This is a genomic window from Pseudomonas marincola (assembly GCF_900116605.1).
In the GTDB taxonomy this organism is placed as follows: Bacteria; Pseudomonadota; Gammaproteobacteria; order Pseudomonadales; family Pseudomonadaceae; genus Aquipseudomonas; species Aquipseudomonas marincola.
The window spans coordinates 17561-34047 of record NZ_FPBC01000002.1; the positions used below are offsets into that span (position 1 = coordinate 17561).

Genomic DNA, 16487 nt, shown 5'->3' on the forward strand with positions numbered 1-16487 from the left:
TGTGGTCCGACGCTCAGCAACCAATAGCGATGCCAGCGAGACAGCCGTGTGGCTGCCCGGCTGGCAGTCCATGCGTTTAGTTGGACTTCACTGCGTAATCCGGCTTCTTGTCGTTACCCTCGATGTAAGGGCTCCAAGGCTGGGCGCGGATCGGGCTGTCGGTTTCCCAGACCACATCAAACTGACCGTCTTCCTGAATTTCACCGATCATGACCGGCTTGTGCAGGTGATGGTTGGTCTTGTCCATGGTCAGGGTGAAACCGGACGGCGCGCTGAAGGTCTGGCCGGCCATGGCTTCACGTACTTTGTCGACATCGGTGGTGCCGGCTTTGGTCACAGCTTGCGCCCACATGTTGATACCGACGTAGGTGGCTTCCATCGGGTCGTTGGTCACTGCTTTGTCAGCGCCAGGCAGATTCTTGGCCTTGGCGTAGGCTTTCCACTTGTTGACGAACTCGGTGTTGACCGGGTTTTCAACCGACTCGAAGTAGTTCCAGGCGGCCAACTGGCCAACCAGTGGCTTGGTATCGATGCCGCGCAATTCCTCTTCGCCCACCGAGAAGGCTACAACCGGAACGTCGGTGGCTTCGATGCCCTGATTCGCCAGCTCTTTGTAAAACGGTACGTTGGAATCGCCGTTCACGGTCGAGATCACTGCGGTTTTGCCGCCTGCCGAGAACTTCTTGATGTTGGCTACGATGGTTTGGTAATCGCTGTGACCAAACGGGGTGTAAACCTCTTCGATGTCTTTGTCGGCGACGCCTTTGCTGTGCAGGAATGCCCGCAGAATCTTGTTGGTGGTGCGCGGATAGACGTAGTCGGTGCCGAGCAGGAAGAAGCGCTTGGCTGCGCCGCCGTCTTCGCTCATCAGGTATTCAACCGCCGGGATGGCTTGCTGGTTAGGCGCCGCGCCGGTGTAGAACACGTTGGGCGACAGCTCTTCGCCTTCATACTGAACCGGGTAGAACAACAGGCCATTGAGTTCTTCGTAAACCGGCAGTACCGATTTACGCGATACCGACGTCCAGCAGCCGAAGGTTACGGCCACTTTGTCCTGGCTGAGCAACTGACGGCCTTTTTCGGCGAACAGTGGCCAGTTCGAAGCCGGGTCAACTACAACCGGTTCCAATTGCTTGCCGAGAACACCGCCTTTGGCGTTGATCTCGTCGATGGTCATCAGCGCCATGTCTTTCAATGAGGTTTCAGAGATAGCCATGGTGCCGGACAGCGAGTGGAGAATACCGACCTTGATGGTGTCGGCGGCATGCGCGCTGAATGGGAACAAACCGGTCAGCAGCAGGGCGCTGGCGGCTAGGGTCGATTTCAGGAGAGGACGGCGTTTCATTATTATGGCTCCATGCGCAACGGTTGGATTAGACCGGGTTGAAATACCGGGGCTTTAAAAGCCGGGGTCCAATAACCATTGGCAGCATCCGTGCCAATTAGCGCAAGTGCCTGTTTTTCTTGAGAATGTGGTCAGATTTTGGGCGTTAGCAAAACGCCCTGTGCGCTGTGCTGGTGCAGTGAGTTTGCTCTATCTGCACTTTGCGGGTGCGATGCCCTGTATCAGGGCACCAGGTAGTTTTTGATGCCCGTAAAGATGATTTGCGCTGCCAGAGCGCAGACGAACAGGCCCATCAGACGGCTGACAATTTGCAGCCCTTGCTCACCCAGCAAACGCTCGAACTGATTGGATAAATACAGCACCAAGCCAACGGTGAGGCAGGCGAGGGCGATGGCAAATACGGTGACCAGTTTGTCACTCCACAGCGGCTGGCCTGCACCCATCAGCAGCATTGCACCAATGGTGCCCGGGCCGACGGTGAGCGGAATCGTCAGTGGCACAATGGCCACATCCTGCTGCACGTTGTCTGGCTGCATGGCTGTTTTGCCCTGAGCCATGCCCAGCGCAGAGATGAACAAGACGCTGCCGGCACCGATGCGGAAGGCGTCGATGGTGATGCCGAACACGCTGAAAATGTATTTGCCGAACAGGTACAGCAATACGCTGGCGATGAATGCGCCGGTGGCAACTTTCCAGGCCAGCCGCTTGCGCTCTTTAAGCGTGTACCCCCGGCTCATGCCGATAAAACAGGACAGCACAAAGAATGGGCCGTAGAGCACCAACAGTTTCAAATACACACTGAACAACTCAGATGCCATGTCGCGACTCGTTTACGTCAATAGGTTTGATAGCAAGGCTAGCATCGCCAGCGCCAATGCTCACTGGCAGTCACAGATGATTGCGGGTTGAGCGTTAGCCGGCTTGCGGGTTAGTGATTCTCAGTGGGCTGGCGATGGTTGACCCAGTAGCCGACCAGCTCGCGCAGCTGCGATAACTCGACCGGTTTGGCCATGTGACCATCCATACCCGAGTGAAGTGCCCGCTCTTTGTGCTCGGTGAGAATATGTGCGGTCAGGGCCACCACCGGTGTGTGTGGATGATTACCGGCACGCTCCCATTCGCGCAGTTGTCGGGTTGCACTGAAACCGTCGAGCACCGGCATTTCGCAATCCATCAGCACCAGATCGTAGTGCTGTGCTTGCATGGCCTCAAGTGCTTCCAAACCATTGCTGGCGGTGTCGGGCTGGACGTTGAGCTTGCCCAACATGCCGCGGATGACTTTGGTGGAGATGCTGTTGTCTTCGGCGACCAGCACGCGAAAATCACTTGGCACCTCTTGCGGGCCCGGCGCTGTCGCTGCCGGTACCGCGCGGGCGACACCGCTCTGGCGTTGGGCGAGTTCATCCGCCAGCGTGGCTTTGAGGGTGTAACCGGCAACCGGCTTGGCGAGAATTCGCTTGATACCGGCATTGCGCGCAATCACCTTGCTCGGCGCGTTGCTGATACCCGTGAGCATGATCAACAGAATATCGTTGCTCAGGCTCGGGTCTTCCTTGATCCGCGTGGCCAGTTGCAGGCCGGTCATGCCTGGCATTTCCTGATCGAGCAGGACCACGTCGAAATATTCGCGCAGGTGCGATTTGGTGCGCAACAGCGCCAGCGCTTCTTTGGCCGACGGCACCGCACTGACATACATGCCCCAGGCACTGCATTGCTGCAGGAGCACTTTGCGGCAGGTGTTATTGTCATCCACCACCAGCAGGCGCACGCCCTGCAGCGTGTTGTCGAGGTCCGTGGCGGGCTGCTCGATGCGGTCCGGGTCGAGGGGCAGGGTCAGCCACAGGGTCGAGCCTTGCCCGCTGCTGCTCTGAATACCAAATTCGCCGTCCATCAGGCGTACCAACTGGCGCGCAATAATCAGCCCGAGGCGACCGCCGAGGCGGCTGGCTGTGAGGAAGTCGCGGCTGTGCAATTCGGCGTGCAGCAGTGCTTCACGCTCTTCTTCCTCAAGCGGGCGGCCACTGTCCTGTACAGCAATGCGCAAGCGCGGTTTGAGCAAGTTGTTATCCAGCGCTACCACGAGCAGGATTTCACCTTCCTCGGTCTGCTTGAAAGCGTTGTCGAGCAGGCTCGATACGGTCTGGCGTAAACGTGTCGGGTCACCGCTGACAATGCGTGGCACTTGCGGCTGGATGAAGCTGATCAGCTCAATCTGCTGCTGCTCGGCGCGTGCGCGGAAAATCGTCAGGCAGTCTTCGACCAGTGCGTTGATATCGAACTGCACGTCATCAAGTTCAATCTGGCCGGATTCGAGCTTGGAGATGTCGAGAATTTCGTTAATCAGGGTCAGCAGCTCGTTGCCTGAGCTGTGAATGGTCTGCACGTAATCGCGTTGTTTGGTCGAAAGTGGTGTGCCCAGCAGCAGCTCGGTCATGCCCAATACGCCGTTCATGGGCGTGCGGATTTCGTGGCTGATCTTGGCTAAAAAGTCGCCTTTGGCCTTGAGTTCGGCGGAGCTTGCTGCCAGTGCCCGGCTGATGCTGAATTGTTCCTGGGTTATCCGTCGCTCACGGGCGCTCAGGGCAATGCTGAGAATGAACGCGCAGATCACGCAGGCAATCAGCAAGATGTACGCCATCCAGTCCGGGCGAACCGCCCACACGCCATACAGCACCGGCAGGGCGAAAATCAGGCATAGGCAAAACAGCATCAACGCGATGCTGAACGGACGCGCCGGGGTATAGCCCTGATGCCAGAAGAACAGGCCAACTGCCAGAATGCTCAGCGAAGCGGCGCCGGTGAGCAGGTAGGTCAGTTGGTTGTAAGGCATTTGGGCGACAAAAAACAGCGCGCCGCAGAGCAGCAGCAAAACCAGCATCTCCCAGCGCAACAGTTTGCTTACCTTGGTCGCGGAGTGGGCAGGGCGAAAGAAGCTGATGGTGAAGCCGAGCATGCAGGCAATCGCCGCAATGATCGCGGCACTGGCGATATCCGCTTGCATCCCCTGAAACGGTCCGAGAATGGGCGTGGTAATCCCCAGCAAGCTGGTGCTCATGATGATCAGACAGAGCTGACAACCGGCCAGCCAGAGGCAACTGACGCTGCGCGAATAGGCATAGCGGATGATGTTGTATAGCCCCAGCATCAGCATGCAGCCTATTAGCAGGCCTATCAGCAATGGTTGCGAGAACTCGGTGGCGGCTTGCTCCGAACTCTTGAGACGGATGACCGGGCGCAGGGCATCTTCGGACTCGAGGCGCAGGTAGATATCCACTGCACTGTCCGAATGCGGTACGGGCAGCAGAAAGTCGATGCTCTGCAGCGGTCGTGTAGACAACGGCAGTTTGTTGCCCGTGCGCACATGCGACAGTAGCTCAGGGCCACTGAAGACATAAAAGTCGAGGTACGATAAGTAAGGCGAGAAAATCTTCAGCAGGCGCGTGTCGGACTTGGCCGGCAGTTGGTAATGCAGCCAGGAAACGTCAGCACCGCCCTTGATATAGAGCTTGTTGAGGTCGACCGGGTGAAACTGCGCGCTATATTGCGGGGTGCGGATTTCGTCGAGTGTCAGTGCTGCGCTGGGATCTTCGAGCATCGACCAGCCCACCGCCGAGGCAGCCTGCGGCAAAGCCGACAGAAAAAGGCTGATGAGTAGTCCGATGGCAATCCAGGGCCGACACACTATGGAATCCCTTCATACGGTCAATTGTACAATTATAGCTAAGCAAATTCGGCTCGGGACTGACTAAAACGGACAATGTCTATTCAGCTCAGCCCCGGCGCAAATCCAGCTTAGTTGTCGCCTTGCTCGCGGGCAATTGCACGGTAACCGATATCGTTGCGGTAGAAGCAGCCGTTCCAGTCAACCTTGCGGGCCAGCGCATAAGCGTTTTGCTGAGCATCCAGAACGGTGTCGCCCATCGCGGTTGCGCACAGTACGCGACCACCGGATGTCACAACCTTGCCGTCTTTGAGCGTGGTGCCGGCGTGAAAAACCTTGCCTGGCGCCTGGCTCGCGGCATCAAGGCCGTTGATTTCATCACCCTTGGCGTAATCCGCCGGATAACCGCCGGCTGCCATGACAACGCCCAGGCTCGGGCGCGGGTCCCATTGTGCTTCGACAATGTTCAGCGCTTGCGCTTGAGCCGCTTCGAGCAGCAACAGCAGGCTTGATTGCAGGCGGACCATGATCGGTTGAGTTTCCGGGTCACCGAAGCGGCAGTTGAACTCAATCACCTTGGGCTTGCCGGACTTGTCGATCATCAGGCCGGCATACAGGAAGCCGGTGTAGACATTGCCTTCTTCAGCCATACCGTTAACGGTCGGCCAGATCACCTCGTCCATCACGCGCTGGTGCACGGCGTCGGTCACAACCGGAGCCGGCGAGTAAGCGCCCATGCCGCCGGTATTCGGGCCAGTGTCCTTGTCGCCAACACGCTTGTGGTCCTGGCTGGTGGCCATCGGCAATACGTTCTTGCCGTCGACCATGACGATGAAGCTGGCTTCTTCGCCATCGAGAAATTCCTCGATAACCACGCGTGAACCGGCGTCACCGAAAGCGTTGCCCGCGAGCATGTCGCGCACGGCATCTTCAGCTTCAGTCAGAGTCATGGCGACGATAACGCCTTTGCCTGCCGCCAGGCCGTCGGCCTTGATGACGATAGGCGCGCCTTTTTCGCGCAGGTAGGCCAGTGCCGGCTCAACCTCGGTGAAGTTCTGGTAGTCCGCCGTCGGGATCTTGTGACGGGCCAGGAAATCCTTGGTGAAGGCTTTCGAACCTTCAAGCTGAGCAGCGCCCGCGGTCGGACCGAAGCAGTGCAGGCCGCGCTTGTTGAACAGGTCAACCACGCCCGCCACCAGCGGCGCTTCCGGGCCAACGATGGTCATCTGCACGTTCTTCTCGGCGAAGTCGGCCAGTTGCTCCAGCGCCAATACATCAATCGCCACGTTCTCGCACTTGGCTTCGGTCGCGGTACCGGCGTTGCCCGGCGCGACGAAAACTTTTTCTACGCGCGCGTCTTGCGCCACTTTCCAGGCCAGCGCGTGTTCACGACCGCCGCTGCCGATAATCAATACGTTCATGTCAGTCTCCTCAAGGAGGCGGGCCTTTGGCCCGAATGGCGGATAAACAAAGCGTTATCCACACTAAGAAACTTCAAGTTGGCTGCAGCTTTCGGTGGATGACAGAAGCGTCACCCACCCTGCGGAGCTTCAACCCTCACATTCAACATCATCAAGGTTGCGATCAAGCGAGTGGCTGCAAGGCGCGGGCTGTTTCGAGAAGCGCAGTTGCCGAGTGGCAATGAGCATTATCGAAACTGTCCGCAACGCCGCAGACGCTCACTTCAGCGCGACCGGCCTCAGTGACGGAAATGGCGCATGCCGGTAAAGACCATGGCAATGCCGGCTTCGTCAGCTGCAGCAATCACTTCGTTGTCGCGCATCGAGCCGCCTGGCTGGATGACCGCAGTAATCCCGGCCTTGGCTGCGTTGTCGATACCATCGCGGAACGGGAAGAACGCGTCGCTGGCCATCACGGCGCCCGGTACTGGCAAGCCAGCGTGCTCGGCTTTGATACCGGCAATGCGGGCGGAGTTGACGCGGCTCATCTGGCCGGCGCCAACACCTACGGTCTGACGGTTCTTGGCGTAGACAATGGCGTTGGACTTAACGAACTTGGCGACTTTCCAGGCGAAGATCAGGTCGTGAATTTCTTGCTCGCTCGGCGCACGCTGGGTGACGATTTTCAGGTCGTCGGCGGTGATCATGCCGATGTCGCGGCTCTGTACCAGCAAGCCGCCGTTAACGCGCTTGAAGTCCCAACCGGCAGCACGCTCGGCTGGCCATTCGCCGCACTCGAGCAGACGCACGTTGGCTTTGGCAGCCACTACTTCACGGGCTGCAGCGCTGATGCGCGGGGCGATGATGACTTCCACAAACTGGCGATCAACTATGGCTTGGGCTGTTTCGCCGTCCAGCTCACGGTTGAAGGCGATGATGCCGCCAAAGGCCGATTCGGTGTCGGTGGCGTAGGCCAGATCGTAGGCTTTGCGGATGCCGCCTTCGTCTTCCGGTACCACGGCAACGCCGCATGGGTTGGCGTGCTTGACGATAACGCAGGCCGGCTTGACGAAGCTTTTCACGCACTCAAGTGCCGCGTCGGTGTCGGCCACGTTGTTGTAAGACAGTTCTTTGCCCTGCAACTGCACGGCGCTGGCGATGCTGGCTTCGCCCTTCTTGGCTTCAACGTAGAACGCCGCTTTCTGGTGCGGGTTCTCGCCGTAACGCATTTCCTGGGTCTTGATGAACTGGCTGTTGAAGGTGCGCGGGAAGTCGCCGCGGGCTTCGGTGCTGAGGGTTTCAGCGGCCTGATCAATGGTGCCCAGGTAGTTGGCGATCATGCCGTCGTAGGCAGCGGTGTGCTCGAATGCCTTAAGGGCCAGGTCGAAGCGCTGGGCGTAGCTCAGGCCGCCGGCTTTGAGGTTTTCGACGACGCTGGCGTAGTCGCTGGTGTTGACCACAATCGCCACGTCTTTGTGGTTCTTGGCGGCGCTGCGAACCATGGTCGGGCCGCCGATATCGATGTTCTCGATGGCGTCTGCAAGGTCGCAGTTCGGCTTGGCGACGGTGGCTTCAAACGGATACAGGTTGACCGCAACCAGATCGATCGGCTTGATGCCGTGCTCGTCCATGACCGCGCCGTCGATTGCGCGACGGCCCAGAATGCCACCGTGAATCTTCGGATGCAGGGTCTTGACGCGGCCGTCCATCATTTCCGGGAAGCCGGTGTAATCAGCAACTTCAACTGCTGCGATGCCGTTGTCCTTGAGCAGCTTGTAGGTGCCGCCCGTGGAGAGGATTTCCACGTTGAGGGCAACAAGCTCGCGGGCAAATTCAAGAATGCCGGTCTTGTCGGAAACGCTGATCAAGGCGCGGCGTACTGGAAGGCGGGTGGTCTGGTCGGTCATTTCAGAGTCCATCAGAGCAGGGAAAAAACAAAAAGGCGACTGTTTAGGTCGCCCTTTTTGAGAAGAGGGGGTTACAACAAATCGTACTGCTTGAGCTTCTTGCGCAGCGTGCCACGGTTCAGGCCAAGCAGCTCGGAGGCTTTGGTCTGGTTACCTTTGACGTAGTTCATCACGGTCTCCAGCAACGGGGCTTCCACCTCGGTGAGTACCAGGTTGTAAACATCGGTGACATCGGCGCCCTCAAGGTGGGCGAAATAATTGTGCAGGGCTTTTTCGACACTGCCGCGCAGGGTTTGCCCTTCTTCGCTCGGCGTGTTGAGGTGCTGCTTCAAACTGGTGCTGTCACTCACGGGTGTAATTCCACTTCCTAAAGTCTCGGTCAACATCGTCATGCAGCCACCCCATCTCCATCGTTATAACGTTCGCGGAAAAATTCGCGAATGCTGGCGCACTGTGCGTCCGTACAATCCAGACGATTAAACTGGGCACGAAACTCCTTGGCCCGTGGCAAGGTTGCCATGTACCACCCGACATGCTTACGGGCAATACGCGCACCCATCACTTCACCGTAAAAGGCATGAAGTGCTGCCAGGTGCTCCAGCAAAATACTTTCAACTTCCATCAAGCTTGGCGCGGCGAGCTTTTCACCGGTGCGCAAGTAGTGCTCGATTTCACGGAAGATCCAAGGGCGACCTTGTGCCGCCCGGCCTATCAGTAATCCATCAACGCCTGTGGCTGCGAATACCTCGGCGGCCTTCTCTGGCGAAGTAATATCGCCATTGGCCAGCACCGGAATCGACACTGCTTGTTTGATCGCAGCGATCGTTTCGTATTCGGCATCGCCGGTGTACAAGTCCGCACGTGTGCGGCCATGTACGGCGAGTGCAACAATTCCGGATTGCTCCGCAATCTTTGCCACTGTTACGCCATTCTTGTTCTGTCTGTCCCAGCCAGTGCGAATCTTCAGGGTGACCGGTACATCGACCGCGTCCACTACCGCCTGCAATATCTCACTGACCAGTGCTTCATCTTTCAGTAACGCCGAGCCTGCGGCCTTGTTACAGACCTTCTTGGCCGGGCAGCCCATATTAATATCGATGATCTGGGCGCCCAATTCGACGTTGCGCTTAGCCGCTTCAGCCATCATCTGCGCATCGCCTCCGGCTATCTGCACGGAGCGCGGTTCGGGATCACCTTGGTGAATCAAGCGTAGGCTTGATTTGCGGGTATTCCACAACCGCACATCGCTCGTGACCATTTCGGATACCACCATACCGGCACCCATGCGCTGGCAGAGTTGGCGAAATGGCCTGTCGGTGACTCCGGCCATAGGCGCGAGGATCAGCCGGTTAGGCAATGTGTATGGGCCGATGCGTAGCGTCGACATAGGGCTTCCCTGCTCAAGAGACAAGCTGTTGAGACCAATAGGAGACTGCGAAAAAGGGTGGGAATCATACCCGCTCTGGATGACCGGATAAAGGCTGTTTTGAACAAAATCTGAACAGTGGTGTTCTTATTCCCGTGGGTTTGGTTGTGCCCGACGATTCTCTGTCGGGCACCAGGCAACTACTCCGGCGAGTGAAAACTCAGGCTGTAGTTGACGGCCTTGGTCCCCGGATCAAGGATGTCCAGAGCAATATGGATGGGGATTTGCGAAGGCATTTCAGTTTGCCCGGCAAGCTCTCCGGCCAGGTATTCACTGGGCTTGAAACGACGGCTGGCGAGTAATTTGCCGTTGATGTCGGCAAAGCGCATCTCCAGCAGGGGGAAGGGCTGGCTGAACGGCGCACGGTTGTAAATGATCGCATCGACCACCAACGCGCCGCTGAAATCCGGGTGGCTGCGCACCACCAGATTGCTGCTTTTGATCTGACTGATATCAACCTTGCTCGGCAGAGTGCAGCCGACGATCGGGCATGCCTGTTCAAACCAGGGACGATAACGGTCCTGTCTGGCCAGCTCCTCAAAGTGATAAGCCACATACTGGCCCGCCAGCGCGAGTGCGGCTATCAGTGCCAGCAACGTCCAGAGCACGCGCATGCCGCCGCCCTTTTTAACGGGCTCATAGTCGAGGCTGAGTGGCTCGTCATCCAACTCGACCAGGCGCTTGTCATCCAGTTGCGGGTTTAGCTTGCCGCCTTTATGGGTGGCGCTGAAACCTTGCAGCAGCTGGCCGTCATCGTTGTCGTCGTGGCGGCTGGCATTGATCCCGAAGTCTTCTTCTGGCTCCTCTTCGGGTTCCGCCTTGGTGTCGTATAACGCCTCGTCGGCGGTGAGTCTGGGCTCTTTACGCTCGATCAGGGTCAGTGGCTGAATCGGGCCTTGTGGGCGGCGCAGCTCTTTGTCGTCATCGCTCGCACGCGCCTGTTGCGCGGCACGCTCGCTTGCAGCCTGTTCGGCCTTGAGTAATTCCTCTGCCCAGCTTTCATCGGCTTTTTCGTATTCGCTGGGTTCTATCTCGGGGAGTAGCACCTGTGCGGCCGGTTGCTTGCTGGCGGCACTTTCCTCGCTTTGTTGTTGCTCCAGACGCGCCAGTTCCTGGTCCAGGTCCAGGTGATCGAGATCCAGGTCGAGGTCGTCATGAATCCACAGGGTGTCATCGCTTGGCCGCGTTACTGGCGCGCTCGGCTCAGCCGCAGGTTTGGGTTCAGGCTTCAGTGCAGGCGTCGGTTGCACCGGCTCGGGAGTGTAGAGGCCTTGTTCCTGAAGCTGCTGGGCGGCATTGAATACCTGCAGGCAAGAGCCGCAACGCACGGCGCCGCGCGCAGCACGAAGCTGAGGCGCGGTAACCTTGAAGCGGGTACTGCAGTGCGGGCACTGGGTGACGAAACTTTCGGTCATGCGACTGTCCGGTGAATCGAAGCAATTAGTCTAACGCAAGAAACCTGCGTCCTGCAGGTCTCCATAATTAGCGGTGAACGCCGCTGATGCGCACCCAGCCGTCGAGCGTCGCGGTTGGGTCCAGGTCAAAATTATCAGCGTATGCGGCGCGTACATCTTCAGCCTGTTCGGCAAGAATACCGGACAGCGCCAGACGGCCGCCGGGCTTGACCAGGCTGGTGATTTGCGGCGCCAGTGCAACCAGCGGACCGGCCAGAATGTTGGCGACTACAACGTCTGCCTGTACTTGTGGCAGATCTGCCGGCAAGTAAACCGGGAAGCGTTGCGGGTCGATGCCGTTGCGACCGGCGTTGTCGCGTGACGCTTCAAGCGCTTGCGGGTCGATGTCGGTGCCCACGGCGTTAGGGGCGCCAAGCAAGAGGGCGGCAATCGCCAGAATGCCCGAGCCGCAACCGAAGTCGAGTACCGAGCAGTTTTCCAGTGGCTGGCCGTCGAGCCATTGCAGGCACAGATCGGTCGTCGGGTGGGTGCCGGTGCCAAATGCCAGGCCCGGATCGAGTAACAGGTTGACGGCGTCCGGCTCGGGAGCGGCGTGCCAGCTCGGCACAATCCACAGGCGCTTGCCGAAGCGCATCGGCTGGAAGTTCTCCATCCAGCTACGTTCCCAGTCCTGATCTTCAATGCGCTCGATATGGTGCTCGGGTAATTCGGCGCCGGTGAGCAATTGCAGGTGAGGCATCAGCGCAGTTGCGTCGGTATCGGCTTCGAACAAGGCGAGCAGATGAGTGTGCGACCACAGCGGCGTGGTGTTCAGCTCCGGCTCGAAGATCGGCTGGTCTTCGGCGTCCATGAACGTCACCGAAACCGCGCCGATCTCAAGCAAGGCATCCTCATAGGTCTCGGCCTGTTCCGGAGTAATGGCGAGACGGACTTGTAACCAGGGCATGGGATACCTCGAAAGCGAAGGGCGGTTAGGCGTGAATAGCCGGCAAGCTTACTTGAGCGGCGTTGCGGCTGCCAGCGTTGGCCAGTTTGGCTGATGCCAGAAACAACAAGGGCCACCAAAATGGTAGCCCTTGTTGACGTGCAGGCACTGTATTAGTGCTTATCCATACCCAGTTTCTTTTCCAGATAATGGATATTGATACCACCTTTGCAGAAGCCCTTGTCACGGACCAGCATGCGGTGCAGCGGAACGTTGGTCTTGATGCCGTCAACCACGATCTCGTCCAGCGCGTTGCGCATGCGCGCCAGTGCTTCGTCGCGGGTTTCGCCGTAGGTGATCAGCTTGCCGATCAACGAATCGTAGTGCGGTGGCACGGTGTAGCCGCTGTACAGGTGCGAGTCGACGCGAACGCCGAAACCGCCTGGCGCGTGGAAAGTTTTCACTTTGCCCGGGCATGGCATGAAGTTGTCTGGATCTTCAGCGTTGATCCGGCATTCGAGGGCGTGCCCGCGGATAACCACATCTTCCTGTTTGATCGACAGCTTGTTGCCAGCGGCGATGCTGAGCATTTCCTTGACGATATCGACGCCGGTCACCATTTCAGTTACCGGGTGCTCTACCTGTACGCGGGTGTTCATCTCGATGAAATAGAAGCTGTCATTTTCATAGAGGAACTCGAACGTACCGGCACCGCGGTAGCCGATCTCGATGCAGGCATCGACGCAGCGCTTGAGAACTTCAGCGCGGGCCTTTTCGTTGAGGTACGGCGCTGGCGCTTCTTCCAGAACTTTCTGGTGGCGGCGTTGCAGCGAGCAGTCACGGTCACCGAGGTGAATCGCGTTGCCCTGGCCGTCCGACAGCACCTGAACTTCAACGTGGCGCGGGTTGCCGAGGAATTTTTCGAGGTAAACCATCGGGTTGCCGAACACTGAACCCGCTTCGCTGCGAGTCAGGCGGGCCGACTTGATCAGGTCTTCTTCGTCATAAACCACGCGCATGCCGCGACCACCGCCGCCGCCAGCGGCTTTGATGATCACCGGATAACCCACTTCGCGGGCAATCGCCAATGCGGTTTCTTCGTCTTCCGGCAATGGGCCGTCGGAGCCTGGCACCACTGGCACGCCAGCTTTGATCATGGCTTCCTTGGCAGAAACCTTGTCGCCCATCAGGCGGATGGTTTCGGCGCGCGGGCCGATGAAGGCGAAGCCTGAGTTTTCCACTTGTTCAGCAAAGTCGGCGTTTTCCGCAAGGAAACCGTAACCCGGGTGAATGGCGGTGGCGCCGGTTACTTCAGCTGCGCTGATGATCGCCGGAATGTTCAGGTAAGACTGGGTACCGGCGGCAGGGCCGATACATACGGATTCGTCCGCCAGGCCCAGGTGCATCAATTCGCGGTCTGCCGTGGAGTGCACGGCGACGGTCTTGATGCCCAGTTCCTTGCAGGCACGCAACACGCGAAGAGCGATTTCGCCGCGGTTGGCGATCAGAACTTTTTCCAACATCGCTGGCTCCCCGTTGATCAAACGATGGTGAACAGGGGCTGGTCGTATTCAACCGGCTGGCCGTTCTCTCCAAGAATGGATTCAATCACACCGCTGGTTTCAGCTTCGATGTGGTTCATCATTTTCATCGCTTCAACGATGCACAGAATGTCGCCTTTCTTCACGGTCTGGCCAACTTCAACGAAGTTGCCGGAAGTCGGCGAAGAGGCGCGGTAGAAGGTACCGACCATCGGCGAGCGAACAACGGTGCCGTTCAGCTTCGGTGCAGCGGGTGCTGCGTCGGCTGCAGGTGCGGCAGCAGCAGGAGCAGCAGCGGCAGGTGCTGGAGCCGGTGCAGGCGCTTGAGCGTACATCGGCTGAGCGTAAGCAGGTTGTTTGCTGCTGCGGCTGATGCGAACCGATTCTTCGCCTTCACGAATTTCCAGCTCGTCGATGCCAGACTCTTCCAGCAGCTCGATCAGTTTTTTGACTTTACGGATATCCATAGCTTTCAACTCCCAGTTGGGTCAGGGTCGTTCAAGTTCAAGTTGTTCAAGTGCCGCCTCCAGGGCCAGTCGGTAACCACTGGCGCCAAGGCCGCAGATCACACCTACCGCAACATCGGAAAAGTAGGAGTGATGGCGAAAAGGTTCACGTTTGTGCACGTTAGATAAATGCACTTCGATGAATGGGATGCTCACCGCCAGCAATGCGTCACGTATAGCGACGCTTGTATGTGTAAAAGCGGCGGGATTTATCAGGATAAAGTCGACACCTTCGCCCTTTGCGGCGTGAATACGCTCGATCAACTCGTATTCTGCATTGCTTTGCAGATACATCAGATGATGGCCGGCATCACGCGCGCGGCGCTCCAGATCGAGGTTGATCTGCTCAAGCGTGGTAGCGCCATAGACGCCAGGCTCGCGTGTGCCCAGCAAATTCAGGTTAGGTCCGTTGAGGACCAGAAGGGTGGCCATGAAAAATGTGGTCCTTGTTTTTATTGCGACGGTGCGACTATGCCGGAGTCAACGCGTGACTGTCCAGTTCTCTGCAATAGCCGACACGATGACGGCTATTTGCGGCAATTATATGACTATAAGCACTAAAATCGTTCCCGCGCCTGAGTCAGACGGGCGGCAAAGGTTTCAGCATCGATCTCGCCCACTACGCGCAAATCTCTGATTTCAGCGCCCTGTTTGTCGAAGAGCAGGATGGCCGGAGGGCCGAACAGTTTGTAGCTGTCGAGCAGTGCGCGCTGCGCCGGATTGCTGTCGGTCATATCGAAGCGCACCAGTTGGTAATCTTTCAGCTGAGCACCCACCGTTGGATCGGTCAGCACTTCGCGCTCGATTACTTTGCAACTGATGCACCAGTCGGCATACCAGTCGAGCATCAACGGCTGGCCGCTCTGCTTGGCGTTGGCCAGCGCGGCGGTCAATTCGGCGCCAGTGGTAATGGTCTGCCAGCCGCTGTGTTGGCTCGCTCCTGTTGCCGCGACGCCTTGTGCCTGCATTCTGCCTAATGGACGCATGGGGTCGGTCTGGCCTTGCAGGGCGCCGGTCCAGGCAGTGAATGCGTAAACCAGTAATGCCAAGCCGAGCAGTTGGGCAAACTTCTGGCGGCTGCTCTTGGGACCAAACTCAAGCGCGCCGAGAAACAGGGCGCAACCAGCGGCGAGTAAGCCCCACAGCGCCAGGGTCAGTGATTCCGGAAGAATCCGGTCAAGCAGCCACAGCGAAACGGCCAGCAGCATGACGCCGAACAGATTGCGCACAGCATTCATCCAGGCGCCGGTCTTGGGCAGCAAAGCGCCGCCACCTGCACCGATAAGCACCAGTGGTGCGCCCATGCCCAAACCGAGGGCGAACAACTGCAGGCCGCCGCCCAGCGCATCGCCGGTGCTGCTTATATACAGCAGCAGGCCGGTAAGCGGGGCGGTGACGCAGGGTGAGACGATCAGGCTGGAAAGCACGCCCAGCGTCGCCGCGCCGGCAATCGAGCCGCCCTGGGTCTGTGCTGCTTTGCGGTCGAGTCGCTCACTGATAAAACGCGGCAGGCGCAGTTCAAACAAGCCGAACATGGCCAGCGCAAACAGGCTGAAGAACAGTGCGAACGGGATCAATACCCAGGGCGATTGCAGCATGGCTTGCAGGTTGAGGCTGGCGCCGAACAGGCCCATCAGCGCGCCGAGTGCGGCGTAGCAAGCAGCCATCGGTAATACGTAGGCGAGCGACAAAACCAAACCGCGACGATTGCTCGGGCGACCGCGAAGCACTACGCCGGACAAAATCGGCAGCATTGGCAGCACGCACGGGGTAAAGGTCAGCCCCAGGCCTGCGAGGAAGAACAGCGCCAGATCGCTCCAGCTCCAGTTGGCTTCGCTGCTGCCGTTGCTTGCAGAAGCTGCACCGGCTGGCTTGCCCTGGCCGATATTCAGTTGCTCGGTTTCCGGCGGGTAGCAAAGGCCTTTGTCAGCGCAGCCTTGGTAGGTGACGTTGAGCGTAAATGGGCGGTTTTGCGGGTTATTTACCGGGATTTCGACATCGAGAGTGCCGTGGTAAACCTCGACCTCGCCAAAATACTCATCGGTTTTCTGCTCGCCTGCCGGCAGTTTGGCCTCGCCCAGGCCGATATCCGCGGGTTCACTGCTGAACTTGAAGCGGTGTTTGTAGAGGTAGTAGCCATCGGTGGCGACGAATTGCAGCTTGATCGAGTCGGCGCTGCTGCTGATCAGATTGAGCTGAAAGGCTTGGTGAACCGGCAGAAATTCGGCACTGTTATTCAGCGCGCCGCCAAGAAGGTTACCGCTGGGGCGATTATCCAGCAGGCCGGCATTGACCGGCAGAATGACGAGTAGCAAAAGCAAGCTGAGTATACGGCGCATTGGGGTCTCGAGATGCAGGAGT

13 protein-coding genes are annotated in these 16487 nt (G+C 58.4%); all 13 read right to left on the reverse strand.

Going from position 1 to position 16487, the window contains the following annotated elements:
- Positions 1-76: 76 nt before the first annotated feature.
- On the reverse strand, positions 77-1345 hold the full coding sequence (gene urtA / locus BM395_RS04650; protein ID WP_069898255.1) for an urea ABC transporter substrate-binding protein: 1269 nt from the start codon (positions 1343-1345) through the stop codon (positions 77-79).
- Positions 1346-1566: 221 nt separating this feature from the next.
- The gene (locus BM395_RS04655; RefSeq protein ID WP_069898254.1) at positions 1567-2163 is read right to left on the reverse strand and encodes a MarC family protein; all 597 of its coding nucleotides are present in this window, start codon (positions 2161-2163) and stop codon (positions 1567-1569) included.
- A gap of 110 nt (positions 2164-2273) precedes the next feature.
- Positions 2274-5027, reverse strand: coding sequence for a hybrid sensor histidine kinase/response regulator (locus BM395_RS04660; RefSeq protein ID WP_425287579.1), 2754 nt, complete (start codon positions 5025-5027; stop codon positions 2274-2276).
- A 110-nt stretch (positions 5028-5137) separates the two neighbouring features.
- On the reverse strand, positions 5138-6427 hold the full coding sequence (gene purD / locus BM395_RS04665; protein WP_090509236.1) for a phosphoribosylamine--glycine ligase: 1290 nt from the start codon (positions 6425-6427) through the stop codon (positions 5138-5140).
- 278 nt (positions 6428-6705) lie between these two features.
- Complete coding sequence (gene purH / locus BM395_RS04670) at positions 6706-8313, reverse strand: bifunctional phosphoribosylaminoimidazolecarboxamide formyltransferase/IMP cyclohydrolase (RefSeq protein WP_069898251.1); 1608 nt, start codon at positions 8311-8313, stop codon at positions 6706-6708.
- Between the two features lie 71 nt (positions 8314-8384).
- The gene (fis, locus tag BM395_RS04675; RefSeq protein WP_069898250.1) at positions 8385-8705 is read right to left on the reverse strand and encodes a DNA-binding transcriptional regulator Fis; all 321 of its coding nucleotides are present in this window, start codon (positions 8703-8705) and stop codon (positions 8385-8387) included.
- A complete protein-coding gene (dusB, locus tag BM395_RS04680; protein ID WP_069898249.1) occupies positions 8702-9700 on the reverse strand; it encodes a tRNA dihydrouridine synthase DusB in 999 nt (332 codons plus the stop codon). The genes fis and dusB overlap by 4 nt, the downstream gene beginning before the upstream one ends.
- Before the next feature lie 179 nt (positions 9701-9879).
- Positions 9880-11154: a DUF3426 domain-containing protein gene (locus tag BM395_RS04685; RefSeq protein ID WP_090509237.1), complete on the reverse strand. Its 1275-nt coding sequence runs from the start codon at positions 11152-11154 to the stop codon at positions 9880-9882.
- 67 nt (positions 11155-11221) lie between these two features.
- A complete protein-coding gene (prmA, locus tag BM395_RS04690; protein ID WP_090509239.1) occupies positions 11222-12100 on the reverse strand; it encodes a 50S ribosomal protein L11 methyltransferase in 879 nt (292 codons plus the stop codon).
- 152 nt (positions 12101-12252) lie between these two features.
- Positions 12253-13602 carry an acetyl-CoA carboxylase biotin carboxylase subunit gene (gene accC / locus BM395_RS04695; RefSeq protein ID WP_090509242.1) on the reverse strand — a complete coding sequence of 450 codons (1350 nt, stop codon included), beginning with the start codon at positions 13600-13602 and terminating at the stop codon, positions 12253-12255.
- A gap of 17 nt (positions 13603-13619) precedes the next feature.
- Positions 13620-14087: an acetyl-CoA carboxylase biotin carboxyl carrier protein gene (gene accB / locus BM395_RS04700; RefSeq protein ID WP_090509244.1), complete on the reverse strand. Its 468-nt coding sequence runs from the start codon at positions 14085-14087 to the stop codon at positions 13620-13622.
- 21 nt (positions 14088-14108) lie between these two features.
- Positions 14109-14558: a type II 3-dehydroquinate dehydratase gene (aroQ, locus tag BM395_RS04705; RefSeq protein ID WP_069898244.1), complete on the reverse strand. Its 450-nt coding sequence runs from the start codon at positions 14556-14558 to the stop codon at positions 14109-14111.
- A gap of 125 nt (positions 14559-14683) precedes the next feature.
- Positions 14684-16465 (reverse strand): protein-disulfide reductase DsbD, encoded by a 1782-nt coding sequence (locus tag BM395_RS04710; protein ID WP_090509245.1) that lies wholly within the window; start codon positions 16463-16465, stop codon positions 14684-14686.
- Between the last annotated feature and the right edge of the window lie 22 nt (positions 16466-16487).